We start from the raw sequence: 23,566 nt of genomic DNA, 5'->3' as shown, positions 1-23,566 counted from the left end.
AGGCTGTGTCAAACATAAAGGAGATTCACTGCATGCGACAAAAGCAGGGGTCACGTCCCCCCTCACCGACAGTCGACACGCCGGCCACCACAACACGCGCGTCTGCAGATCACTCGGCGAACAAATCGGCAACTCCCACACTGGAAAACATTCCCGGCCATTTTCCACTCCAATCGCCTTCTTCCTCCAAGCGGCCCCGTGTGGATGAGCCAGGCAGCTCCCGACAAGAAACCTCGCCAATCGAAGTCAGCGTCATGTCGCCCGACCGTGCCGACATGCCATTTTTTTCGGCAACCTCACTCGAAGATTTCGTGCAACCCTACTTCGGCGATCTGCCTGCACCCAATGCAACCGGTATCAGGCGTTATCTCACCAAAGAGTGGGTCGATGTCCAGCTTCCAGGCACGCAAGGCCGGCAGCACGTTTGCGTTAAATACGATGCCGACCTCAAGGCATATCGAGTGATGTCCTTCAGACGCCTGGCCCCTGGCCCACCGATATACCGAACCACGCAAGACAATCTGTGGAGCCTGAATCGTCACCGCACGTTCCTGAATGGCGATGATTATGCGTTCTCCGCGACCGCAAACGCTGATGGCCACTACGCATTCCGCGCACTCGGATCGAGCAGTGATTCAGCCATTCTCGGCTATGCCATCAATCACCCGGAGCATCACTGGATTGCCATCGATCCGGCGCAAGCAAAACACGAGAGATTGGCCGACAGGCCGCTGGTGCAATGGTCGGATCAAGACATCCAGCGAATGTACATTCTGGATGACACCCGGATTGCCGCCTTCCGCACTGAAGCGCAAGCCTCCGGCAAGGCACCGGACTGGGCACCCCGGGCGCAGAACAGCGAAGACTATCTGTTTGTCGCCGAGTCATTGAAGTGGCTGCATCCACAACTGCCTCTTGCCCAGCGTCTGGAATTACAGCGCAGCTATAACCTGACCCAGGACCAACTGTGTCGTCTGCGTACAGAATCGGGCGACGGCCAGATACCGGAATGGGCTGAACAGCATAAACGTCTGAGCCTTGACCCGAGCAATGACCAGCGCTTCAAACTGATCGCCGACGAACTGGAAAACTACGTTCAAGACTTGAGAACCCAAGGGCTGGCCTTCGACCATCACTGGCCCGCCACCCGGTACAGCGATGTTTTTTTAGCCGATTACGCGACCCACCTTGGCTACCAGCGAACCCGACACAACATGCTCTACCGCACGGACATTCCGGCGATGTTCCGGGGCGAAACCCGATTACCCTTCGAATTGGCCCGGGACGGGCGGATGATGTACCGCAAAGGCAATCCCACGGGCACCACGAACAAGCGTGCGCTGAGTGCAACGTTCGGACTGCATGACGCCACTGCTTATGCGGCAACCAGGGGCGGCTTCTATCACGAGCTGCATTACAACTCGCAGGCCAATCGCTTTCCCGGCGTGAATCCACAGAGTTCCAAAGGACGTAGCGGCGAAATCTCGGATTCCGGCGACAGTTCAGTGTCGGACGGTAAACGGACCGGCGACGAAGCCGACTCCGACAGCTCCTTCGTTTTCGATGACTCGAAAGGTTATGAATCCACTCGCCGCCAGCAAAACACGTCCTTTGTGTATGTCATCGACACACGCGGTCTGGAAGTGGTGCCGGGGGCGGAGAACAAGGCATTTAACCCCGGCAACAGTAAATTCTTCTTCGACGAACTGGAGGGGCATATCTCGACACCCACACGCGGCATCAGTGCCGAGCGTATCTGGCTGGTTCGTTCCGATCTGACGCGCGCCGCCCGGGTCAAGGATGTGCTGGAGCAGGCCGCTGACCGAGTCGCGGCAATCGAACAGGCCACCTGGGCAGGAACCGACAGTCAAACAGGCAGCTATTTTGGCAGCAACGCTTATGACCGCCTGATCGATGGAATCGCCGGTTCAGGCGGCCTGATTCTTGAACTCCCCAAGGGCGACAAGACGTTCGCCGACGACATCGTCTGGCCGGCTCCCGAGCATGACCGGCCCTGACTCATTCAGCCAATGGATGGCTGACTCAATCACATGGAGTGACTTTTATGCGCCAAAAACCCGGGCCACTGCGCCCATCCCCAACCACAGAGACACCCGCCACCTCGACACCCCGTCCTGCGCCCTCCGATCGTCCAGTCGATCTGGATCCCCGTTTGCCTGGCCGCATCAGACCGGACGGGACAAACGAATCACCGGGCATTAACGCCGACGGCCCTCACAGCAGCACCTCAAAAGTGGAATCCGCCATTTCGATTACGCAGATGCTCGAAACGCAAATGCCCCTGCCTTATACAACAACCTCGCCCCTCGAGGCCTATTTGCAGAACGTCGATGCGTCTTTGAGCCACGACGCAGACGGGCTGAAGGTTCACAAGGGTCGCACGTTCGCGGACATCGCCCAGGAAGATGGATCAGCCGCCGGGCTGACGGTGATGGTGGCGTTCCACGATCTGATGAAAGCCTACCGGGCCAGGTTGCCGAGTGAGCGGATGCCATCCGGACCTCCGCTTTATCGAGTCGCTGACAGCAACCTCTGGAGCTTGAAAAAGCCCATTACGTACTACCCTCTTGATCGCTACACCGTGCATGAAAAGGGTAATACCTACTCTGTATATGTGCCAGATGCACAGGGCTACTACGCGGTACACGAATGGAAACATGTGCCGCATCACGGCGACTTTATGATGCGCCGTGATGTCGGCTTTGCCTTCAAGGATCGACACGGCCAGTTGGTTAAAGTCGACCCGAGCGAGGCTCGTGGAGATGCATCCGTACCCTTGAAGCTCGCGCACTGGACCGATCGCGAAATATGGGACGTTTACAACATCCACGGTGCAGAAGTTGTGGCCTTCCGAGCCGAGGCCCAAGCCAGCGGCAGAGCACCGGACTGGGCAAGACGCACCGATAATGACGATCACCACAAATCCCTCATGAACTCCATGAGATGGTCCTATCCGCAGAAATCCCGGAGCGAATGCGCCGAGCTTCTGCGCAGCTACAACTTGACCATCGCCCAGCAAAAACGCTTGCTCCCGGACATGGATAACGGCTTTCCCGAATGGACCGAACAGCACAAACGATTAACTCAGAACACGCTGGACGAACGCCGCTTCGATCAGATTGCAGAGGAAATGCAGCCATTGATTCTAAGAATAAGAGAAGAAGGCGAGCAGCCTGATTTCGACTCACATCCCGTTGAACAACGCTATGAAGAAAGTTTTCTGAAAAGTTATCTGGAATATGCCGGCTACCAGTTCACCAGGCATGGCTACCTTTTCAGAACGGACATCCCGGCCATGTTCCGCGCCGATTTGCGCACGCCTTTCGAACTGGCGCGGGACAAACGACTGGTGAAATTGAGGGGCAACCCTTCAGACTCCACGAACAAATCGGCTTTCAGTGCGACATTCTCTGCGGCCAAGCTCAAGTCCTACATGTTTTTTGATTACTACTCCAACCCTCGGCATTACAACAGCCAGGCTAACCGTTATCCGGGGCATTTCTCTGACAGCGATTCGTCGAGCGGGAATCGACACAGCTCAGCTAACGATTCTGATACATCGTTTGAAATGGACAACTCGCGTGACTATCCATTGCTGCGGCGCAAACAACTTCTTGGCTTCCGTTACGTCATCGACACCCGCGGCATCGAAGTGGTCCCCCGAGATGAAAACATTTACCTGAACGACATGGATTTTGACGGTGATCCATTGGAAGGCCGGATATCAATGCCGACGCGAGGTATCAGCGCAGAAAGAATCTGGCTGGTGAGATCGGACCTGAGCCAGGCAGCCAGAGTCGAGGATATCTTGCGGCAGGCCGGTGACAAAGCTGAGGCTATCGAGAAAGCCACATGGGCAGGTACCGACGGGCACGATGTCTATTCTTATGGACTCACTGCTTACGACAAATTGATAGATCAAATAGCCAACTCCGGCGGTGTCGTGTTGAAGTTGCCAAAAGGCGAAAGCACCTACTCTAACGATGTGACCTGGCCAGTGGCCGAACATTACCGAGCCTGACAAAAGGCGCCATTCATTTAAAAATGAATGGCGCCTTTGTATCAATCAGCGGTTGGACGTTATTTGATCACCTTGATCACGAATGTTGCCGGTTTGCTATTGAACGCGTTATGCCCCGTCAGATGAGGGTCGACATTGAGGAATGATCCGTTTCGGCATGCTTCAGAATATACTTGCCGGCAATGTCATCCCAAAACTCCCACTCGCCTTCATATACAGTCATGATTTCATCCTTATTTTTATTCAAGTCGCCCGTCTCCTGCGGGCAACTTGAAATCAAGACAAAAACGAAAGCAAACAATGTTGGTAGATGCAATGAGTTAATTCAAAGTGCAACTAGGCGAACAATTCACCCTGTAGCTCGTCAAGCAATGCCTGAATCGCATCCAACCGTTGCTGGGGATCGTCAAGTTGCAGCAGGTCGATCTTGTCTTCCTCTGCGAACGGCAGCAGATAGGCCAATTGATTAGCCAGCGATTGCTGACCCAGCGCATCGGTGCCCATGTTCAGCGCTTCGACCATCGGATGCTCGGCCAACGCCTTGAGCAGCGCCACCAGGTCAGCGTCTTCGTCCTGAAGCGGTTGCTCGGGCTCGTCATCCAGCCAGTCGACATCGGCGAGGATCAACTGGTCGCGCTGCACCTCGGTACGCGACACCGTGAACCGCCGCCCACCTTGGACACGAATGCCCAGCAAGCCGTTGTCCTGCTGCTGGAAGTCGGTGATGCGTGCTTCGCAGCCGACCAAGGCAAAACCTTGTGGTGCGACGCCGACTTCTTGGCCGTCGAGGATGCACACCACACCGAAACCGCCGCCCTGTTTCATGCAGCGGCCGATCATGTCCAGGTAGCGCGCTTCGAAGATCTGCAAGTCGAGGTTGCAGCCGGGAAACAGCACTGTGTTCAGCGGGAAAAGCGGCAGACTCATAGACATTTCCTTACACCACCATCGACACCGCCAACGGCAGGAAGACTGCCGTGGCCACGCCCATCAGACTCATTGCCAGCGCCGCGAAGGCACCGCACTCATCACTTTCCTGCATGGCCACCGCCGTGCCGACCGCGTGGGCGGTCATACCCAGCGCCATGCCGCGCGCTTCGGGGCTGTGCACACCGAGGCGGTTCAACAGCGTCGGACCAAAGATCGCGCCAATCACCCCGGTGATCAACACGAACACCGCCGCCAGCGCCGCAACGCCACCGATCTGCTCGGCGACCAGCATGGCGATCGGTGAAGTCACCGACTTCGGCGCCATGGTCATCAGGATCATGTGCTCGGCACCGAACCACCAGCCCAGCAACACGCCCATGCCCGTCGCCACCACCCCGCCTATCACCAGCGTAGTAAAAATCGGCCAGAACAATTGGCGAATACGCCGCAGATTGAGATACAGCGGCACCGCCAGCGCCACGGTCGCCGGGCCAAGCAGAATGCTGAGGATCTCGGTGCTCTTGCGATACTCGGCGTAGGTCAGGCCGCAGCCGACCAGAATGCCAATCACCAACAGCATGGAGACCAGCACCGGTTGCAGAAAGATCCAGCGGGTTTTCTCGAACGCCGCCAGCACCAGTTGATAGGCACCGAGGGTGATGCCGATGCCGAACAGCGGATGATGAATGACCGAAGCCCAGGCGCCCTGCCAATCGAAAAGCATCAGGATTCCTCCGACGCTGGCGCGTGCCGTTTAACCAGGCGCTGCATCAATACCCCGGCGAACGCCATCGACAGCAGCAGCGACAGCACCAGTGCGCCGACAATCGCCCAGAAATCGGCGGCAATGGCTGTGGCGTAAACCATCACGCCGACGGCTGGCGGCACCAGCAGCAATGGCAGATAACGCAGCAGACTGCCGGCCGCAAGGTTCAGCGGTTCGCCGACTTCACCGCGAATGATCAGGAAGACCAGCAACAGCAGCAGGCCGATGATCGGCCCCGGCAGCACCGGCAACAGCAAATGATTGAGCGCCGTGCCGAGCAATTGAAACAGCACCAGCAAGGTCAGGCCACGTAGCAACATCCGACATCTCCGTCTTACTTTTTGCCCAGCAGGGGCTCGGCATTATAAGCACGCCTGCGCTATGGATCGGCATTCGCCAAAAGCATGGTCGGTTGACCGGAGCAAATCGCCATGATGATCTACAGTGGTTCGCAGGGAGGTCAAATCCCCCCACCTGAAAAACTATAAAACCGATGAACCCAAGGAGAGTCTCAATGCCCTATGTTCCCGTTGCAGAGCTCAAAGATTATGTCGGCAAGGAACTCGGACGTTCCGAATGGCTCACCATCGATCAGGAACGCATCAACCTGTTCGCCGAAGCCACCGGTGATTATCAGTTCATTCACGTCGACCCGGTCAAAGCCGCGCAAACGCCATTTGGCAGCACCATTGCCCACGGTTTCCTGTCGTTGTCGCTGATCCCGAAATTGATGGAAGACATCCTGATCCTGCCGCAAGGCGTGAAGATGGTCGTCAACTACGGTCTGGACAGCGTGCGTTTCATCCAGCCAGTGAAGGTCAATTCCAAAGTTCGCCTGAAGGTCGATCTGGGTGAAGTCACCGAGAAAAAACCCGGGCAGTGGCTGCTCAAAGCCACCGCGACACTGGAGATAGAAGGCTCGGACAAACCGGCCTATATCGCCGAACCACTGTCGCTCTGCTTCGTCTGATGGTTCCGGATGCGAAGCAGCGCACGCTGTTTCGCGTCACGTCTCTATATATGCGACGCATAGCTGCGGCATACTCGGTCGCCTAATTGCCCGGATCCCGCTATGCGCTCACTCGCTCGTCTTGCACCCCTTGCCTTGACCCTGATGCTCACCGCGTGCGGCGACGGCGAATCGCTGTTGCCGCCGGATGCGCGCCTGCCCGACGGCGGACGCTATCGCGGTGAACTGGTCGATGGCTTGCTGCAAGGTCAGGGCCGCGTCGACTACCCCAACGGCAGTTGGTACGCCGGCCAGTTCGACAAAGGTCAGTGGCATGGTCAGGGCGAATGGCATGGCAGCAATGGCGAGGTTTATCGCGGGCAGTTTCAGCAAGGTCTGTTCGACGGTCAGGGCAGCCTGACCACCAACGCCAGCAGTTACACCGGCGGCTTCAAGCAGGGCCGCCGCGAAGGCGAAGGCACCCTGAAAGAAAACGCCATGACCTACCGTGGCGAGTTCAAGGCTGATCAATACTCCGGGCTCGGTCGCCTGGAAATGGACGACGGCAGCTCCTATCAAGGCCAGTTCGCCCACGGTAAACCGAACGGCGAGGGTCAGCGCGGCGACGCCAGCGGAAACTCGTTCAGCGGGCATTTCGTCAACGGTCAGCTGGAAGGCAACGGCACCTTCAACAGCGCGGACGGCGATATCTACGTCGGCGGCTTCAAGAACAATCAACTGCACGGCAAAGGTCGCTACGAAAACGCCGACGGCGATGTCTGGCTCGGCCAGTTCAAGGAAGGCGCGCTGACCGGCAAGGGCGAACTGATCGGCGCCGATGGCAGCCATTACATCGGCGTGTTCAGCGACTGGCGCTTCAGCGGTCAGGGCCGTTTGAACCTGCCTGATGGCAGTTTCTACATCGGCGGTTTCGACAACGACAGTTACTCCGGACGCGGCACCCTGGTGCTCACCGATGGCAGCGTCATGAGCGGCAGCTGGATCAACGGCCAGCGCGTGCGCGACGCCGACGGCAAGTTGCTGCCCGATACGCTCGAACTCGGTTTGCTCGCTCAGGGTCGCCTGCTCGAGGACGCACTGGCCGCCATTCCCGCGTCGACCCCGGCAGTCGAGCTGTACACCCTGACCCTCGGCGGTGACGGCAAGCAAAGCGTGTTCCTGCGTGAATCCGACTATGTCGCCAACATGCTCAATACGCGCTTCGGCGCTTATGGCCAGATCCGTCTGGTCAACCACCGTGACCACCTCGGCGACCGGCCGATGGCTACCCGCGAGAACCTGCGTCGCGCCGCGCAAACCCTTGCCGAACGCAGTGGCCCGGAAGACCTGCTGTTCATCTACCTGACCAGCCACGGCACCGCCGAACATGAACTGGTGCTCGACCAGCCGCGTATGGAACTGGCCGACCTGCCCGCCGACGAACTCGCCGCCGTACTCGCGCCGCTGAAGAATCGCGACAAGATCATCGTGATCTCGGCCTGCTACTCCGGCGGTTTCATCCCCGCGCTGAAAGACGAACGCACACTGATCATGACCGCCTCGCGCGCTGACCGGGTGTCCTTCGGCTGCTCGGAAGAAGCTAACTTCACCTACTTCGGCGACGCGCTGTTCGCCCAGGCTCTGAATCAGACCGACGATCTGGAGCAGGCATTCAAACTGGCCAAAGCCACCGTCGCCGAGCGTGAACTGGCGGACAATTTCGAAGCGTCGGAGCCGCAGATCTGGGCGCCGAAAACCGTGCTCTCGCACTGGCAACTGCTGCGCAAACAGCAAGCCAGAAAAGCATTGCAAAGTGCTGCGTTGAACGACGGAGCGATAAAGAGCAACTAAGCTGAACAGTATCAAGGGAGAGACACTATGTACTTGACGCCTCAGCACGTATTGCTTGCCGGAGCCACCGGTTTGACCGGTGAACATCTACTCGACCGTTTGCTCAACGAGCCAACGATTTCACGCGTGCTCGCCCCTTCGCGTCGACCCTTGGCGGAACATCCGCACCTGGAAAATCCGGTGGGCGATCCGCAGGCGTTTCTGCCGCAGCTCAGTGGTCGCGTCGATATCGCCTATTGCTGCCTCGGCACCACCATCAAACAGGCCGGCTCGGAAGCGGCGTTTCGCGCGGTGGATCTGGACATGGTCGTGGCCTTCGCCAAACGCGCGCGGGAGATGGGCGCGCGGCATCTGATTGTGATCAGCGCGATTGGCGCCGATCCGAAATCGTCGGTCTTCTACAATCGGGTCAAAGGCGAAATGGAGCAGGCCTTGCGTGCGCAGGACTGGCCGCAACTGACCATTTGCCGGCCATCGCTGTTGTTGGGTGAGCGAACTGAACCGCGTCTTGCCGAGCAACTGGCCGGACCTTTGTCGAAGCTGATTCCGGGTAAATACCGAGGCATCGAAGCTTGCCATTTGGCGCGGGCGATGTGGCGCCTGGCCCTGGAAGAGCAGGATGGGGTGCGGGTGATCGAGTCGGATGAGCTGCGCAAGCTCGGCAAATAATCTTCCGCCGCATGATCGTTCCCGGACGCTCTGCGTCCCAAAGCATGACGCAGAGCGTCGCCGGAGGCGTTACCACGCAGAGCGTGGCAACGATCTGTCTAACTACAATCCGCCCGTTGCCTGGAAGCTCACACCGATCACCGTCAGCAATGACAATGGCAACAGCAGCGTATCGAGCAACGCACTCGCTGGCAGGTCCACCCCCGGATAGCTCGGCGCCTCAGCCCCGAACCGATCCATCGCGCAACACCCGCCATTCAATGCATACAAATCCAGCCGCGTCCCGGAGTACACCACAGGCGCGCCCGGCTTGGCGGCGTCGAGGGTGCGCGCAGTGGCGCAACCGGTCAGTTGCAGCGCCAGCAAAATCGCCAGCAGCTTATTCATCGCTGCTCAGATGATGCTCACCCCAACGCGGCAGCATGTCCTGAGGAATGCCGAGCAGATTGAGAATCCGCGCCACAACGAAATCGATCAGGTCATCGATGGTCTGCGGTTGGTGATAGAAACCCGGCGAAGCCGGCAGAATCGTCACGCCCATGTTCGACAGCTTGAGCATGTGCTCCAGATGAATGCTCGAATACGGCGCCTCCCGCGGCACCAGAATCAACTGGCGACGCTCTTTCAAAGTGACGTCGGCGGCGCGCTCGATCAGGTTATTGCAGGCGCCGGTGGCAATCGCCGACAACGTCCCGGTAGAGCACGGCACCACGACCATTGCTGCCGGTGCGCCGGAGCCCGAAGCTACCGGCGACATCCAGTCTTCCTTGCCGTATACGCGGATCTGCCCGGCGGCGGCCCCGGTGTATTCGGTGAGGAAGGCCTGCATCATCTGCGGCTTCGGCGGCAGCGTCACATCGGTCTCGGTGGCCATCACCAGTTGTGCAGCCTTGGAGATCAGGAAGTGCACTTCGCGATCTTCCCGCACCAGACAATCGAGCAGGCGCAAGCCGTACTGAGCGCCGGAGGCACCGGTCATGGCCAGCGTGATGCGTTCCGGGCCATTGCTCTCAAAACGAGTGTTCATTGCAGCGCCTCGGCGAGTTTGCCGTGCAGGCCGCCGAAGCCGCCGTTGCTCATGATCACCACGTGAGTGCCGGGCTGGGCCTGGCTCTTCACGCGCTCGATGATGCCTTCCAGCGAATCGCTGACAATCGACGGCACGGTGCACAGTGCGGCGGTGCCGGCGAGGTCCCAGCCGAGGTTGGCCGGGGCGTACCAGATCACCTGATCGGCATCGACCACGCTGTCGGGCAAACCATCACGGTGCGCGCCGAGCTTCATCGAGTTGGAGCGCGGTTCGATGATCGCGATCAGCGGTGCGTCGCCGATGCGTTTGCGCAAACCGTCGAGAGTGGTGGCAATCGCCGTCGGGTGGTGGGCGAAATCGTCGTAGATGGTGATGCCGCGCACTTCGGCGACTTTCTCCATGCGGCGCTTGACGTTCTTGAATGCGCTCAACCCGGCAATGCCCATCGATGGCACCACGCCAACATGACGCGCCGCCGCCAAAGCAGCCAAGGCGTTGGCGACGTTGTGCTGACCGGTCAGCTCCCATTCGACGGTGCCCTGCGACACGCCTTCGAACATCACTTCGAACGCCGAGCCGTCTTCGCTCAGCAGTTTGACCTGCCACTGACCGCCGGCACCGGTGGTTTGCACCGGGGTCCAGCAGCCCATTTCGATCACACGTTGCAAGGCCGGCTCGGTGGTCGGGTGGATGACCAGACCTTCACTTGGGATGGTGCGCACCAAGTGATGGAATTGCCGCTCGATCGCCGGCAGATCCGGGAAGATGTCGGCGTGATCGAACTCAAGGTTATTGAGGATCGCGGTGCGTGGGCGGTAATGAACAAACTTCGAGCGCTTGTCGAAGAAGGCGCTGTCGTATTCGTCAGCCTCGATCACGAAGAACGGTGTACCGCCCAAGCGAGCAGAGACCGAGAAGTTTTGCGGCACGCCGCCGATCAGGAAGCCCGGGCTCATGCCGGCATGTTCCAGGACCCAGGCGAGCATGCTGCTGGTGGTGGTTTTGCCGTGCGTACCAGCTACCGCCAGTACCAGCGACCTTGCAGCACGTGGTCAGCCAGCCACTGCGGGCCGGAGACGTACGGCAGGCCTTTGTTCAGGACATATTCCACCGCCGGGTTACCGCGCGACATGGCGTTGCCGATCACCACCAGATCCGGTGCCGGATCGAGCTGCGCCGGGTCATAGCCCTGCGTCAGTTGAATGCCTTGGGCTTCCAGCTGCGTGCTCATCGGTGGATAGACGTTGGCGTCGGAGCCGGTCACGTGATGGCCCAGCTCTTTGGCCAACACCGCCATCGAGCCCATGAAAGTGCCGCAGATACCCAGAATATGAATGTGCATAGTCGACCTCGTAAAACATGGCCGCAGGTTAGCGTAGGGAGGGGGAAATCGCACTCTTTAGGTGAGGGGCGGGGATGGTTGGGCTTGGGGTTCAGGCTCCGCTGTAGATTGCGGCCCCTCACCCCAGCCCTCTCCCGAGGGAGAGGGAGCCGATCTACGTTGCTTTCAAATCCGCAGTTCGGCTCGATAACTCAGGTCGGCGTAAATCGCCAAAACACCTCGATCAGTCCCCTCGCCTCCCGGGAGAGGGAGCCGATCTCGGTCGCTTTCAAATTCTGAGTTCGGCTCGATATTTCAGGTCGGCGTAAATCAGTGAGCGACCCGGTCAGTCCCCTCTCCCCCTGGGAGAGGGCTAGGGTGAGGGCCTTCTAACTGACTCGCCGCTCAATGCCATGCTTACGCAGTTTTCTATAGAGCGTATTACGGCTGACCCCAAGCTGTTCCGCCGTATGCGTCATGTGCCACCGCGTCTGCTCCAGCGTTTTAAGCAGCGCAATCCGCTCGGCGTCTTCCAGTGGATGTTCAGATGAATCAGGCTGAAAAATCGGCACCCGCCCCTGCCGAATCATCACCGGCAAATCCTCCACCCCGATCCGCCCCTCATCACACAACGCCGCCAACGTGCGCAGGACATTGCGCAACTGCCGCACATTCCCCGGCCAGTTGAACGCCAGCAAAGCCTGACGCGCCGGCTCATCGATCAGGATCGTTTCACCACCCGCCTCTTCGGCCAGCAGAAAATCCAGCAACTGCGATTTATCACTGCGCGCGCGTAATGCCGGCAACGCCACTTCCAGCCCGTTGAGCCGGTAATACAAATCCTCACGGAAGCTGCCGTCCGCGACCCGCTCCAGCAGATTACGGTGGGTGGCACTGATGATCCGCACGTTGACCGACTCCGGCTCGCCACCAATTGGCACCACCTGACGATCCTCCAACACGCGCAACAGACGAGTCTGCAAGGCCAGCGGCATATCGCCAATTTCATCGAGGAACAACGTCCCGCCATCAGCCTGCTGCAACTTGCCGCGCATGCCCTCCTTGCGTGCGCCGGTGAAACTGCCACCGCGATAGCCGAACAGTTCGCTCTCGATCAGGCTCTCGGGGATTGCCGCGCAGTTGAGCGCAACGAAGGCTTTGCTCGAGCGTTGACTGGCCTGATGCACAGCCTTGGCGAAGGCCTCCTTGCCGGAACCGGTTTCGCCATTGATCAATAAGGGCACATCCCGCTCGAATACGCGCAAGGCTTTACGGAAGTCTGCCTGCAGCGCCTCATCACCGAGGCAGATGCCCGACAGGCGCGGCGCTTCAGCCACGACTGGCGCCGATACCATCGGTAAAGGCTTGCGCGATTCCCCGCGCAACACCGCAAACAAATGTCGGCCGTCACGGGTGCGCAGCGGCCAACTGGCGCTGGCATGGGCACTGGCGCGGCCAAGCAATTCATCCAGCGAACAATCGAAAAACGCCTCGACCGGTTTACCGAGCAAGCCGCCACGAATATGCCCAAGCAAATTCAGTGCACTCTGGTTGACTGCGCTGATCCGCCCTTCGCCGTCAAACGCCAGCAAACCTTCGCTGAACAACCCGACCGATTCGGCCTGCAAATGAAAACGCAACAACCATTGGTTATCGAAACAGCGCAGGAAGTAGCAACTCTCGATCATCTTCGCCGACAGATTGACCAGCGCCATGGTGTGAAACTGGCTCTGTCGCGAGACATCGTGGCGCGCCGACGACACGTCGAGCACCGCGAGCAGTTCGCCATGCGGGTCGAACACCGGGCTCGCCGAACAGGTCAGGCCGGTGTGGCGACCGCGAAAGTGCTCATCCTGATGAATGGTCAGCGCCTGCCGTTCAACCAGACAGGTGCCGATGCCGTTGGTGCCTTCGCAAGCCTCACTCCAGTCTGCACCGAGCCAGAGGCCGGCGCGTTCGAAGATCTTGCGTTCGGCCGGCGCGGTGACGCAGTTGAGGATCACCCCGCGCGCGTCGGTCAACAGCACAGCATGGCCGGCGCCGGAAAGTTGTTGATGCAGGCTGCTCATTTCATTGCCGGCGATCTGCAACACCTGTTGCAGCCGTTCGCGACTTTCGAGAACGCGGCCATGTTCGAGCACGGTCGGCGCCATGCTCAGCGCCGGGTCGAGGTGATAGTCCTCCAGGCAGCGCAGCCACGAACGGGCAATTGATGGATCGGCACCGGGACCGTGCAGGTGCGGTTTGCCCTGGGTAGCGGTGAGAACCTGTTGGGCATGGCGACTCAAATGGTTGTCGTGCATTTCTTATTGTTCTCCCCGAGGCTCGACGGCCCAATGCTGAGGTGACGCCCAGCATCCTCCAGCCACCGCCGCATTGCAATGCTGGCAAGACTGCCCGGTCACCGGCTGTGCCGAAAGCGGTACAAACTGTCACCCCCTCTGTACCGAAACCATCACAGGCGCGATCCACTCGTCCGACAGAAATCACGCAACACCTTGATTTACCTGCCCTGCACGGCAGTGGCCCGACCTTTGCTCTACGCTTATAGCAAGCGCACTTGCGCGTTTCTCTAATAAGTACAAAGCCAAGGAGAACATCATCATGCGTTACGCTCACCCCGGTACTGAAGGCGCCAAAGTCTCGTTCAAGAGCAAGTACGGTAACTACATCGGCGGCGAGTTCGTCGCGCCTGTCAAAGGTCAGTACTTCACCAACACCTCGCCAGTGAATGGCCAGCCAATTGCCGAATTCCCACGCTCCACTGCCGAAGACATCGACAAGGCACTGGACGCCGCCCACGCCGCTGCCGATGCGTGGGGCGCGACCTCCGTGCAGGCGCGCTCGCTGATCCTGCTGAAAATCGCCGACCGCATCGAAGCCAACCTCGAATTGCTGGCGATCACCGAAACCTGGGACAACGGCAAAGCCATCCGCGAAACCCTCAACGCCGACATCCCGCTGGCGGCCGACCATTTCCGTTACTTCGCCGGCTGCCTGCGCGCGCAGGAGGGCAGCGCTGCCGAAATCGACGGCAACACCGTGGCGTACCACATTCATGAACCGCTGGGCGTGGTTGGCCAGATCATCCCGTGGAACTTCCCGATCCTGATGGCCGCGTGGAAACTTGCACCAGCGCTGGCCGCCGGCAACTGCGTAGTACTCAAACCCGCCGAGCAAACCCCGCTGGGCATCACCGTGTTGCTGGAACTGATCGGTGACCTGCTGCCACCGGGCGTGCTGAACATTGTTCAGGGCTATGGCAAAGAGGCCGGGGAAGCGCTGGCGACCAGCAAACGTATCGCCAAGATTGCCTTCACCGGCTCGACGCCGGTCGGCTCGCACATCATGAAATGCGCCGCCGAGAACATCATCCCGTCCACCGTGGAACTGGGCGGCAAATCGCCGAACATCTTCTTCGAAGACATCATGCAGGCCGAACCGACGTTCATTGAGAAAGCCGCCGAAGGTCTGGTGCTGGCGTTCTTCAACCAGGGCGAGGTGTGCACCTGCCCTTCCCGCGCACTGGTACAGGAATCGATCTACGACGAGTTCATGGCTGTCGTGATGAAGAAAGTCCTGCAAATCAAACGTGGCGATCCGCTGGACACCGACACCATGGTCGGCGCGCAGGCGTCCGAGCAGCAATTCGACAAGATTCTTTCGTACCTGGAAATCGCCAAGGGCGAAGGCGCCGAGCTGCTGACTGGCGGCAAGGTGGAAAAACTCGAGGGCAACCTGTCGACCGGCTATTACATCCAGCCGACCCTGCTCAAGGGCACCAACAAGATGCGCGTGTTCCAGGAAGAAATCTTCGGCCCGGTGGTGAGCATCACCACATTCAAGGACGAAGCCGAAGCCCTGGCCATCGCCAACGACACCGAGTTCGGCCTCGGCGCCGGTCTGTGGACCCGCGACATCAACCGCGCCTACCGCATGGGCCGCGCGATCAAGGCCGGTCGCGTGTGGACCAACTGCTACCACCTGTATCCGGCGCATGCCGCGTTTGGCGGGTACAAGAAGTCCGGCGTTGGCCGTGAGACGCACAAGATGATGCTCGATCATTATCAGCAGACGAAAAACCTGCTGGTGAGCTACGACATCAATCCGTTGGGCTTCTTCTAAACCTGCAGCACTGATCGTTCCCACGCTCTGCGTGGGAATGCCGCCCGGGACGCTCCGCGTCCTACCAAAGTCGAACGCAGAGCGTCCGTTGAGGCATCCCCACGCAGAGCGTGGGGACGATCATGCTACCCACCGGCAAAAAAGCCGGGCCAATACAACAATAAGAAAGGTAAACCCTATGCCTAGCGAATCCCCGGCTGGCGCTCCGGCGACCGGCGCCTCCGTCGACTTTGAAAAAGTCGGATCGGATTACTTTCAACAACGCGAACTGAAAAAAGGTGCCGCCGGCTGGGTACTGCTGGTGGGTCTGGGCGTTGCCTACGTGATTTCCGGTGACTATGCCGGTTGGAACTTCGGCCTCGCTCAGGGTGGCTGGGGCGGCATGTTCCTGGCGACGCTGCTGATGGCCACCATGTACCTGTGCATGTGCTTTTCTCTGGCCGAGTTGTCTTCGATGATCCCCACCGCTGGCGGTGGCTACGGTTTTGCCCGCAGTGCATTCGGGCCGTGGGGCGGTTTTCTCACCGGCACCGCAATTCTCATCGAATACGCCATTGCCCCTGCGGCTATCGCGGTGTTTATCGGTGCCTACTGCGAATCGCTGTTCGGCATCGGCGGCTGGATGATCTATCTGGCCTTCTACATCATTTTCATTGCCATCCACATATTCGGGGTCGGCGAAGCGCTCAAGCTGATGTTTGTCATCACCGCCGTCGCCGCGTTGGCGCTGGGGGTGTTTCTGGTGGCCATGGTGCCGCACTTCGACGTCGCCAACCTGCTCGACATTCCGGTGACTGCCGCAGCGGGTGCCAGTCCGTTTCTACCATTCGGCTATGTCGGCGTCTGGGCGGCGATCCCCTATGCGATCTGGTTCTTCCTTGCCGTTGAAGGCGTGCCGCTGGCCGCCGAGGAAACCAAGAACCCCAAACGTGATCTGCCGCGCGGCTTGATCGGCGCCATGTTGGTGCTGCTCATGTTTGCCCTGTTGATTCTGATCGTCGGCCCCGGCGGTGCGGGCGCCAACTCGCTGCTGACCTCCGGTAACCCGTTGGTCGAAGCGTTGAGCAAAGCCTATGGCGGCTCGACGTGGATGGGCAGTTTCGTCAACCTTGTGGGGCTGGCCGGACTGATCGCGAGTTTCTTCTCGATCATCTACGCGTACTCGCGGCAGATTTTCGCGCTGTCACGGGCCGGCTACCTGCCACGCAAACTGTCCGAAACCAATAAAAGCAAGGCACCGGTCCTGGCGCTGGTGATTCCCGGCATCATCGGTTTTGGGCTGTCGCTGACCGGCCAGGGCGATCTGCTGATTCTGGTGGCGGTGTTCGGCGCAACCATTTCCTACGTGCTGATGATGGCCGCGCACATCACCTTGCGGATTCGCCGCCCCAAAATGGACCGGCCGTACCGCACACCGGGCGGCATCTTCACCTCCGGCGTGGCCTTGGTGCTGGCGTGCATCGCCGTGGTCGCGGGTTTCCTGGTCGATCCACGGGTGGTAATCGGTGCCGCCGTCATCTATGGAGTGTTAATTGCTTACTTTGCGTTCTACAGTCGACATCACTTGGTAGCAGGCACGCCGGAAGAAGAATTCGCGGCGATCCAGAAGGCTGAACAAGCCTTGCACTGAGTGCCGACAATCCCGGCGCAGGCTCGGTCTGCGCCGTCACGGAGAATTGTGTATGGCCAGTTTCGCTCACACGGTCGGCGCCCAGACCTATCGCTTCGACAGTCTCAAGGACGTCATGGCCAAGGCCAGCCCGGCGCGCTCCGGGGACTTCCTCGCTGGCGTCGCCGCGCTCAATGACGGCGAGCGCGTGGCTGCGCAAATGGCGCTGGCCGACATTCCGCTTACGCATTTCCTGCAAGAAGCGCTGATTCCTTACGAGTCCGATGAAGTCACCCGGCTGATCATCGACACCCACGACAAGCAAGCCTTCGCCGTGGTCAGCCACCTCACCGTGGGTGGTTTCCGCGACTGGTTGCTCAGCGACGCCGCCGACGAAACCAGCCTGCGCAACCTCGCCCCCGGCCTGACCCCGGAAATGGTCGCGGCGGTATCAAAGATCATGCGCGTGCAGGATCTGGTGCTGGTGGCGCAGAAGATTCGCGTGGTAACCAAGTTTCGCGGCACTCTCGGCCTGCGCGGACGGCTGTCGACGCGCCTGCAACCCAATCACCCGACCGACGAACCGTCCGGCATCGCCGCGAGCATTCTCGACGGTCTGCTCTACGGCAATGGCGACGCGATGATCGGCATCAACCCGGCCACCGACAGCATCGCCTCGATCTGCGCGATGCTGGAGATGCTCGACGCAATCATCCAGCGCTACGACATCCCGACTCAGGCCTGCGTGCTCACCCACGTCACCACCTCCATAGAGGCGATCAACCGTGGCGTGCCGCTGGATCTGGTGTTCCAGTCCATCGCCGGCACCGAAGCGGCCAACGCCAGTTTCGGCATCAACCTCAACGTGTTGCAGGAAGGCTACGACGCCGGTCTGAGCCTGCACCGCGGCACTCTCGGGCAGAACCTGATGTATTTCGAAACCGGTCAGGGCAGCGCACTGTCGGCCAACGCCCACCACGGCGTCGACCAACAGACCTGCGAGACCCGGGCCTACGCCGTAGCACGACATTTCAAGCCGTTTCTGGTGAACACCGTCGTAGGATTTATCGGCCCGGAATACCTCTACAACGGCAAACAGATCATCCGCGCCGGCCTCGAAGACCACTTCTGCGGCAAGCTACTCGGCGTGCCGATGGGTTGTGACATCTGCTACACCAACCACGCCGAAGCCGATCAGGACGACATGGACACCTTGCTGACTTTGCTTGGGGTCGCCGGGATCAACTTCATCATGGGCATCCCCGGCTCCGACGACATCATGCTCAATTACCAGACCACTTCGTTTCATGACGCGCTCTACGCCCGGCAGACCCTGGGCCTGAAACCGGCGCCGGAGTTCGAGCAATGGCTGGCCAACATGGGCATCTTCACGCAAGCGGACGGCAAGGTTCGCTTTGGCAACAACTTGCCGCCGGCCTTCCGCCAGGCGCTGGCACAACTGGGATGAGTCACATGGAAAAACCGCCCATCGACCCGCAAAACCCGTGGCTGGAACTGCGCCGCCTGACCCCGGCACGCATCGCTCTCGGCCGCACCGGCACCAGCCTGCCGACCAGCGCGCAACTGGATTTCCAATTTGCCCATGCCCAGGCACGTGATGCCGTGCATCTGCCATTTGATCATGCCGGACTCAGCGCGCAACTGAACGAGCGCGGACGCGAATCCTTGTTGCTGCACAGCGCCGCCGTGGATCGCAACAGCTACCTGCAACGCCCGGATCTGGGGCGCAAGCTCAGCGAAGAATCGGCGCAGGCCTTGCGCGAGTACGCAGCGGCGCATCCGGGCGGTGTCGATCTGGCAATTGTCGTGGCTGACGGTTTGTCGGCACTGGCGGTGCATCGGCATACCTTGCCGTTTCTCACGCGACTGGAAGAGCAAATGAGCGACGACGGCTTGTCGATGGCGCCCGTTGTCCTGGTGGAACAGGGCCGCGTTGCCGTCGGTGATGAGATCGGCCAACTGCTCGGCGCAAAAATGCTGGTGATGCTGATCGGCGAACGCCCGGGCCTCAGTTCGCCAGACAGCCTCGGTTTATATTTCACCTACAATCCAAAGATCGGCCTGACCGACGCCTACCGCAACTGCATTTCCAATGTACGGCTCGAAGGCTTGAGCTACGGCATGGCGGCGCATCGCTTGCTGTACTTGATGCGGGAAGCTTGTCGCAGACAGCTGTCGGGCGTGAATCTGAAGGACGAAGCACAGGTTCAGACGCTGGAGTCGGACGCCGGTGCGGACATGAAAGGAAACTTCCTACTCAGCCCGCCCCCTGCCTGAACCGTTTCCGCATTGCGTTTCTGCGCAGGTTTCAGGCAGGATCGATGCACGGCCGCACGGGTTTCCCATCGCCGTCAGAGCAGTTGAAGACAGCCACTTGAAGACGAGACCTATCATGCGGATTATTCAAGCGACCCTCGAACATCTGGATTTGTTGACCCCGTTGTTCGTCAAATATCGCGAGTTCTACGGTTCCCTGCCTTACCCGGATTCCTCCCGCGCCTTCCTCGAAAAACGCCTGCGCCGCAAGGAGTCGGTGATCTATCTGGCGCTGGCCGATGATGACGACAAGAAGCTGATGGGGTTCTGTCAGCTGTACCCAAGCTTTTCTTCGCTGTCACTCAAGCGCGTCTGGATCCTCAACGACATCTATGTCGCCGAAGACGCCCGCCGCCAACTGGTCGCCGATAACCTGATCCGCACCGCAAAAAAAATGGCCAAGGAAACCCAGGCCGTGCGTATGCGCGTCTCCACCAGCAGCAACAATGAAGTCGCGCAGAAAACCTACGAGTCCATCGGGTTCAAGGAAGACACCGAGTTCAAGAACTACGTGCTGCCGATCAGCGAAGAACTCTGATCGCGCGGTTTGCCTGTGATGAGGGAGCAAGCTCCCTCGCCACAATGATTATCTGTCTGACAAATCCTCACATCCCGACATCCCCCGCTACAAAACCAACGCGCTTTTCATCCTTCAGACCGTATAATCCCGAGCTTTCCGGCTTGTAAGAAAAACTACACCCCGCTGTAGGCTTACACGAAGTCATCCGCACAGGCCTGCCGAGTCGGGCCGTCACACAGGTGCCCCCATGGATTTCAACCCGCTCGACCTTATCCTGCATCTCGATGTGTACCTCGATTTGCTGGTGAACAACTATGGGCCATGGATCTACGCCATCCTGTTTCTGGTGATCTTCTGTGAAACCGGTCTGGTAGTGATGCCCTTCCTGCCGGGTGACTCGTTGCTGTTCATTGCCGGTGCCGTTGCGGCGGGCGGTGGCATGGATCCGGTGCTGTTGGGCGGCCTGCTGATGCTCGCGGCGATCCTTGGCGACAGCACCAACTACGTGATCGGACGAACGGCTGGCGAGAAACTGTTCAGCAACCCGAACTCGAAAATCTTCCGTCGCGATTACCTGCAAAAAACCCACGACTTCTACGACAAGCATGGCGGCAAGACCGTAACGCTGGCGCGCTTCCTGCCGATCATCCGTACCTTTGCGCCGTTCGTCGCCGGCGTAGCGAAGATGCCATACCCGCGCTTCTTCGGTTTCAGCGTGCTGGGCACCATCCTCTGGGTCGGCGGTCTGGTGACGCTGGGCTACTTCTTCGGCAACGTACCGTTCATCAAGAAAAACCTGTCGTTGCTGGTGGTAGCGATCATTCTGTTGTCGCTGGTGCCGATGATCCTCGGCGTGGTTCGCAGCCGTTTCGGCGGCACCAAAGCCCAATCGCACTAAGCCGATGTGGTCGCTGAGCGCCTGGCGTCGCCGGCGCATTCTGGCCAGGCACCCGATTGCCGACGAGATGTGGCAGCGGGTGCGCCATCACCTGAGTTTCCTTGACGGTATCAGCGCTACCGAAGACCAGTGGCTGCGCGAAGCCTGCGTGCTGTTCCTCGAGGACAAACACCTGAGCGCCCTGCCCGGCGTCGAACTGCATCAGGAACAACGCCTGCTGCTCGCCGCCCAGGCGCAATTACCACTGCTGAATCTGGGCGACCTGAACTGGTATCAGGGTTTTCACGAGATTGTTCTGTATCCCGACGATTTCCTCAGCCCGCAACGTCATCGCGATGCCAGCGGCGTCGAGCATGAGTGGGACGGTGAACACAGCGGCGAAGCCTGGCAACAGGGGCCAATCATCCTCGCCTGGCCGGGCGTGATGGCCAGTGGTGGCTGGGAAGGCTATAACCTGGTGATCCACGAACTGGCGCACAAACTCGACATGCTCAATGGCGACGCCAACGGCCTGCCGCCACTGCATGCTGACATGCGCGTCAGCGACTGGGCCGAAGTGATGCAACACGCCTACGACGATCTCAACCGTCAGCTCGATCGCAATCCTGACGCCGAAACCGCCATAGATCCCTACGCCGCCGAGAACCCGGCCGAATTCTTTGCCGTTACCAGCGAGTACTTTTTCAGCGCCCCGGATCTGCTGCACGAGGCTTATCCACAGGTCTATGCGCAGCTACAGCTTTTCTACCGTCAGGACCCGTTGAGCCGGTTACGGCAACTTCAGGCCACAGACCCGGTCTATCAGGCGCACGACTAAGCTCTGCACGACTTTCGGTACATGGCGCCGACGGCAGAATATGCCTATAATCGCCGCCACTTTTTGGTCAATCCGGCCAAGTGTTTTTGGTCAACTACGGGGGCAACGCCCAATGAGCTACAGCAAGATTCCGGCTGGCAAAGACCTGCCGAACGACATCTACGTCGCGATCGAGATTCCGGCCAACCACGCGCCGATCAAATACGAAATCGACAAAGACAGCGATTGCCTGTTCGTTGACCGTTTCATGGCCACCCCAATGTTCTACCCGGCCAACTACGGTTACATCCCGAACACCCTGGCTGACGACGGTGATCCCCTCGACGTGCTGGTTGTGACCCCTTATCCGGTTGCGCCAGGCTCGGTGATCCGCGCGCGCCCAGTCGGCATCCTGAACATGACTGACGACGGCGGCGGCGATGCCAAAGTCATCGCAGTGCCACACGACAAGCTGTCCCAGCTTTACGTCGATGTGAAGGAATACACCGACCTGCCGCCACTGCTGATCCAGCAGATTGAGCACTTCTTCGCGAACTACAAAGATCTCGAGAAAGGCAAATGGGTCAAGATCGAAGGCTGGGCCGGTGCAGACGCCGCCCGCGAAGCGATCACCAAGTCGGTTGCCGCCTACAAAGGCTAAGCACCTGCGCTACGCGCGAGGCTTGAAGAAAACCCCGGTTGATCCGGGGTTTTTTGTGCTCGGCAAAAGCCGTCTTAAACAGAGTGTTTATGGCGGACTACAGAAAAGTTTTAGCCTGTGTAATTTCCCACAAGATCGTCTTACATCCCGTCGCAAAATTCAGCCCGTTTTTGAACGTCCGGTTTATTCAAACCGCTCTGGCACGGCCGTAGACTCCGTGTTTATGAGAAAGAACACTAGCGGTCCAAGATTCAAGGCACTCCTGGAAGCTGCGAACATCTCGACGACGGGTTTCGCAAAGTTCTGGGGCACGGAAGCCCAAAATGTCCACAACTGGTACACCCGGGGCGTCCCGGCGTATCGCATGGAAGAAGTCTCACGCCTGCTGTCCGTCAACAGCGAATGGCTGAAAACCGGCGAAGGCACAAAAGAGCTGCCAAGCCTGACTCCGCCTGCCAGCAACGGCGACAGCTTTGACGCCCACGATCCACAGGGCGCCTACCGATTCATCCATCCCAATGACATTGAACTGGCCTTCTTCAAAGAAACACCCCTGACCAACGGCTCCGACAAAACCCACGTCATTCAGGACCCGGACCTGTCCATCCGCCTGCTGCGTGCACCACTGGATCAACTGGAAATCCGCCACGCCGACGCCATCTGCGCGCACATGATCGGCAACAGCATGGCCGAACGCATCGAAGACGGCTCCATCGTCGCCATCGACCGCGGCCTGACAAAAGTGGTGGACGGCGAAATCTACGCCATCGAACACGACGGCATGCTGCGCATCAAATACCTGCACCGTATGCCCGGCAACGGCTTGCGCCTGCGCAGCCACAACAGCGCCGAATACCCGGACGAAGTGTTCCACCCTGCGCAGATTGAAGAGCAACGGATTCACATATTGGGCTGGGTGTTCTGGTGGTCGACGGTGAGCAAGCGGCGGCCGGTGGTGCCGTTTCTTTGATCTCACGGCCCGCAAAGCCCCCTGTAGGAGTGAGCCTGCTCGCGATGAGGCCCTGATAATCGGTACAAATCTCGAATTTGTTCGACTGCGGT

The 23,566-nt window shown here is 59.4% G+C and carries 20 protein-coding genes and 1 pseudogene; 14 read left to right on the top strand and 7 right to left on the bottom strand.

Features of this window, described 5'->3' with window-relative positions; all coding sequences use genetic code 11:
* Positions 1–32 precede the first annotated feature (32 nt).
* Positions 33–2,018: a hypothetical protein gene (locus PMI23_RS02840; protein WP_007909583.1), complete on the top strand. Its 1,986-nt coding sequence runs from the start codon at positions 33–35 to the stop codon at positions 2,016–2,018.
* 155 nt (positions 2,019–2,173) lie between these two features.
* Positions 2,174–4,042, top strand: a complete 1,869-nt coding sequence (locus PMI23_RS02835; protein ID WP_238539506.1) for a hypothetical protein — start codon at positions 2,174–2,176, stop codon at positions 4,040–4,042.
* Between the two features lie 336 nt (positions 4,043–4,378).
* On the opposite strand, the gene PMI23_RS02830 is transcribed toward PMI23_RS02835, so the two are convergent.
* The 3 genes from PMI23_RS02830 to PMI23_RS02820 are packed head-to-tail and all read right to left on the bottom strand — an operon-like array spanning position 4,379 to position 6,058.
* The gene (locus PMI23_RS02830) at positions 4,379–4,969 is read right to left on the bottom strand and encodes an LON peptidase substrate-binding domain-containing protein (RefSeq protein WP_007909580.1); all 591 of its coding nucleotides are present in this window, start codon (positions 4,967–4,969) and stop codon (positions 4,379–4,381) included.
* Positions 4,970–4,979: 10 nt separating this feature from the next.
* A complete protein-coding gene (locus PMI23_RS02825) occupies positions 4,980–5,696 on the bottom strand; it encodes an LrgB family protein (protein ID WP_007909579.1) in 717 nt (238 codons plus the stop codon).
* Positions 5,696–6,058 carry a CidA/LrgA family protein gene (locus tag PMI23_RS02820; protein ID WP_007909577.1) on the bottom strand — a complete coding sequence of 121 codons (363 nt, stop codon included), beginning with the start codon at positions 6,056–6,058 and terminating at the stop codon, positions 5,696–5,698. The genes PMI23_RS02825 and PMI23_RS02820 overlap by 1 nt, the downstream gene beginning before the upstream one ends.
* A gap of 194 nt (positions 6,059–6,252) precedes the next feature.
* On the opposite strand from PMI23_RS02820, the gene PMI23_RS02815 reads away from it, so the two are divergent.
* From PMI23_RS02815 to PMI23_RS02805, 3 genes are all read left to right on the top strand, one after another.
* Complete coding sequence (locus tag PMI23_RS02815) at positions 6,253–6,708, top strand: MaoC family dehydratase (RefSeq protein ID WP_007909575.1); 456 nt, start codon at positions 6,253–6,255, stop codon at positions 6,706–6,708.
* A gap of 102 nt (positions 6,709–6,810) precedes the next feature.
* On the top strand, positions 6,811–8,538 hold the full coding sequence (locus tag PMI23_RS02810; protein WP_007909573.1) for a C13 family peptidase: 1,728 nt from the start codon (positions 6,811–6,813) through the stop codon (positions 8,536–8,538).
* Positions 8,539–8,565: 27 nt separating this feature from the next.
* Positions 8,566–9,207 carry an oxidoreductase gene (locus PMI23_RS02805; RefSeq protein WP_007909571.1) on the top strand — a complete coding sequence of 214 codons (642 nt, stop codon included), beginning with the start codon at positions 8,566–8,568 and terminating at the stop codon, positions 9,205–9,207.
* A gap of 102 nt (positions 9,208–9,309) precedes the next feature.
* Here the strand turns inward: PMI23_RS02805 and PMI23_RS02800 are convergent, their stop codons facing one another.
* From PMI23_RS02800 to PMI23_RS02785, 4 genes and pseudogenes are all read right to left on the bottom strand, one after another.
* Complete coding sequence (locus PMI23_RS02800; protein ID WP_007909569.1) at positions 9,310–9,594, bottom strand: YceK/YidQ family lipoprotein; 285 nt, start codon at positions 9,592–9,594, stop codon at positions 9,310–9,312.
* Positions 9,587–10,234, bottom strand: coding sequence for a flavin prenyltransferase UbiX (gene ubiX, locus PMI23_RS02795; RefSeq protein WP_007909567.1), 648 nt, complete (start codon positions 10,232–10,234; stop codon positions 9,587–9,589). Before ubiX ends, PMI23_RS02800 begins: the two co-directional genes overlap by 8 nt.
* Positions 10,231–11,579 (bottom strand): annotated as a pseudogene (mpl, locus tag PMI23_RS02790) (UDP-N-acetylmuramate:L-alanyl-gamma-D-glutamyl-meso-diaminopimelate ligase). Before mpl ends, ubiX begins: the two are co-directional and overlap by 4 nt.
* A 368-nt stretch (positions 11,580–11,947) precedes the next feature.
* On the bottom strand, positions 11,948–13,861 hold the full coding sequence (locus PMI23_RS02785; RefSeq protein ID WP_007910880.1) for a sigma-54-dependent Fis family transcriptional regulator: 1,914 nt from the start codon (positions 13,859–13,861) through the stop codon (positions 11,948–11,950).
* Between the two features lie 301 nt (positions 13,862–14,162).
* Here PMI23_RS02785 and exaC point away from each other — a divergent pair, with 301 nt between their 5' ends.
* The 9 genes from exaC (at position 14,163) to PMI23_RS02740 (ending at position 23,474) form a co-directional block, all read left to right on the top strand.
* A complete protein-coding gene (exaC, locus tag PMI23_RS02780; RefSeq protein ID WP_007910882.1) occupies positions 14,163–15,683 on the top strand; it encodes an acetaldehyde dehydrogenase ExaC in 1,521 nt (506 codons plus the stop codon).
* 178 nt (positions 15,684–15,861) lie between these two features.
* Positions 15,862–17,313, top strand: coding sequence for an ethanolamine permease (gene eat / locus PMI23_RS02775; RefSeq protein WP_007910884.1), 1,452 nt, complete (start codon positions 15,862–15,864; stop codon positions 17,311–17,313).
* A gap of 52 nt (positions 17,314–17,365) precedes the next feature.
* Positions 17,366–18,760: an ethanolamine ammonia-lyase subunit EutB gene (locus tag PMI23_RS02770; RefSeq protein ID WP_007910886.1), complete on the top strand. Its 1,395-nt coding sequence runs from the start codon at positions 17,366–17,368 to the stop codon at positions 18,758–18,760.
* Positions 18,761–18,765: 5 nt separating this feature from the next.
* Complete coding sequence (gene eutC, locus PMI23_RS02765) at positions 18,766–19,590, top strand: ethanolamine ammonia-lyase subunit EutC (protein ID WP_007910888.1); 825 nt, start codon at positions 18,766–18,768, stop codon at positions 19,588–19,590.
* A gap of 115 nt (positions 19,591–19,705) precedes the next feature.
* On the top strand, positions 19,706–20,167 hold the full coding sequence (locus PMI23_RS02760; RefSeq protein ID WP_007910890.1) for a GNAT family N-acetyltransferase: 462 nt from the start codon (positions 19,706–19,708) through the stop codon (positions 20,165–20,167).
* 229 nt (positions 20,168–20,396) lie between these two features.
* Entirely contained in the window at positions 20,397–21,047 is a 651-nt protein-coding gene (locus PMI23_RS02755; protein WP_007910892.1) for a DedA family protein, read from the top strand.
* Between the two features lie 4 nt (positions 21,048–21,051).
* Positions 21,052–21,864: a zinc-dependent peptidase gene (locus tag PMI23_RS02750; protein WP_007910894.1), complete on the top strand. Its 813-nt coding sequence runs from the start codon at positions 21,052–21,054 to the stop codon at positions 21,862–21,864.
* 112 nt (positions 21,865–21,976) lie between these two features.
* The gene (gene ppa / locus PMI23_RS02745; RefSeq protein WP_003205933.1) at positions 21,977–22,504 is read left to right on the top strand and encodes an inorganic diphosphatase; all 528 of its coding nucleotides are present in this window, start codon (positions 21,977–21,979) and stop codon (positions 22,502–22,504) included.
* A gap of 223 nt (positions 22,505–22,727) precedes the next feature.
* Positions 22,728–23,474 carry a S24 family peptidase gene (locus PMI23_RS02740; RefSeq protein ID WP_042704877.1) on the top strand — a complete coding sequence of 249 codons (747 nt, stop codon included), beginning with the start codon at positions 22,728–22,730 and terminating at the stop codon, positions 23,472–23,474.
* The last annotated feature ends 92 nt before the right edge of the window (positions 23,475–23,566 follow it).

The organism is Pseudomonas sp. GM24, assembly GCF_000282235.1.
GTDB lineage: Bacteria > Pseudomonadota > Gammaproteobacteria > Pseudomonadales > Pseudomonadaceae > Aquipseudomonas.
This window is presented reverse-complemented; position numbering and strand designations above follow the sequence as displayed.

Coding starts and splice junctions, on each gene's coding strand:
- ppa (WP_003205933.1), top strand. CDS start 21,977: ATGAGCTACAGCAAGATTCCGGCTGGCAAAGACCTGCCGAACGACATC.
- PMI23_RS02755 (WP_007910892.1), top strand. CDS start 20,397: ATGGATTTCAACCCGCTCGACCTTATCCTGCATCTCGATGTGTACCTC.
- exaC (WP_007910882.1), top strand. CDS start 14,163: ATGCGTTACGCTCACCCCGGTACTGAAGGCGCCAAAGTCTCGTTCAAG.
- PMI23_RS02825 (WP_007909579.1), bottom strand. CDS start 5,696: ATGCTTTTCGATTGGCAGGGCGCCTGGGCTTCGGTCATTCATCATCCG.
- PMI23_RS02810 (WP_007909573.1), top strand. CDS start 6,811: ATGCGCTCACTCGCTCGTCTTGCACCCCTTGCCTTGACCCTGATGCTC.
- PMI23_RS02800 (WP_007909569.1), bottom strand. CDS start 9,594: ATGAATAAGCTGCTGGCGATTTTGCTGGCGCTGCAACTGACCGGTTGC.
- PMI23_RS02820 (WP_007909577.1), bottom strand. CDS start 6,058: ATGTTGCTACGTGGCCTGACCTTGCTGGTGCTGTTTCAATTGCTCGGC.
- eat (WP_007910884.1), top strand. CDS start 15,862: ATGCCTAGCGAATCCCCGGCTGGCGCTCCGGCGACCGGCGCCTCCGTC.
- PMI23_RS02785 (WP_007910880.1), bottom strand. CDS start 13,861: ATGCACGACAACCATTTGAGTCGCCATGCCCAACAGGTTCTCACCGCT.
- PMI23_RS02740 (WP_042704877.1), top strand. CDS start 22,728: ATGAGAAAGAACACTAGCGGTCCAAGATTCAAGGCACTCCTGGAAGCT.
- eutC (WP_007910888.1), top strand. CDS start 18,766: ATGGAAAAACCGCCCATCGACCCGCAAAACCCGTGGCTGGAACTGCGC.
- PMI23_RS02760 (WP_007910890.1), top strand. CDS start 19,706: ATGCGGATTATTCAAGCGACCCTCGAACATCTGGATTTGTTGACCCCG.
- PMI23_RS02840 (WP_007909583.1), top strand. CDS start 33: ATGCGACAAAAGCAGGGGTCACGTCCCCCCTCACCGACAGTCGACACG.
- PMI23_RS02750 (WP_007910894.1), top strand. CDS start 21,052: ATGTGGTCGCTGAGCGCCTGGCGTCGCCGGCGCATTCTGGCCAGGCAC.
- PMI23_RS02770 (WP_007910886.1), top strand. CDS start 17,366: ATGGCCAGTTTCGCTCACACGGTCGGCGCCCAGACCTATCGCTTCGAC.
- PMI23_RS02805 (WP_007909571.1), top strand. CDS start 8,566: ATGTACTTGACGCCTCAGCACGTATTGCTTGCCGGAGCCACCGGTTTG.
- ubiX (WP_007909567.1), bottom strand. CDS start 10,234: ATGAACACTCGTTTTGAGAGCAATGGCCCGGAACGCATCACGCTGGCC.
- PMI23_RS02830 (WP_007909580.1), bottom strand. CDS start 4,969: ATGAGTCTGCCGCTTTTCCCGCTGAACACAGTGCTGTTTCCCGGCTGC.
- PMI23_RS02815 (WP_007909575.1), top strand. CDS start 6,253: ATGCCCTATGTTCCCGTTGCAGAGCTCAAAGATTATGTCGGCAAGGAA.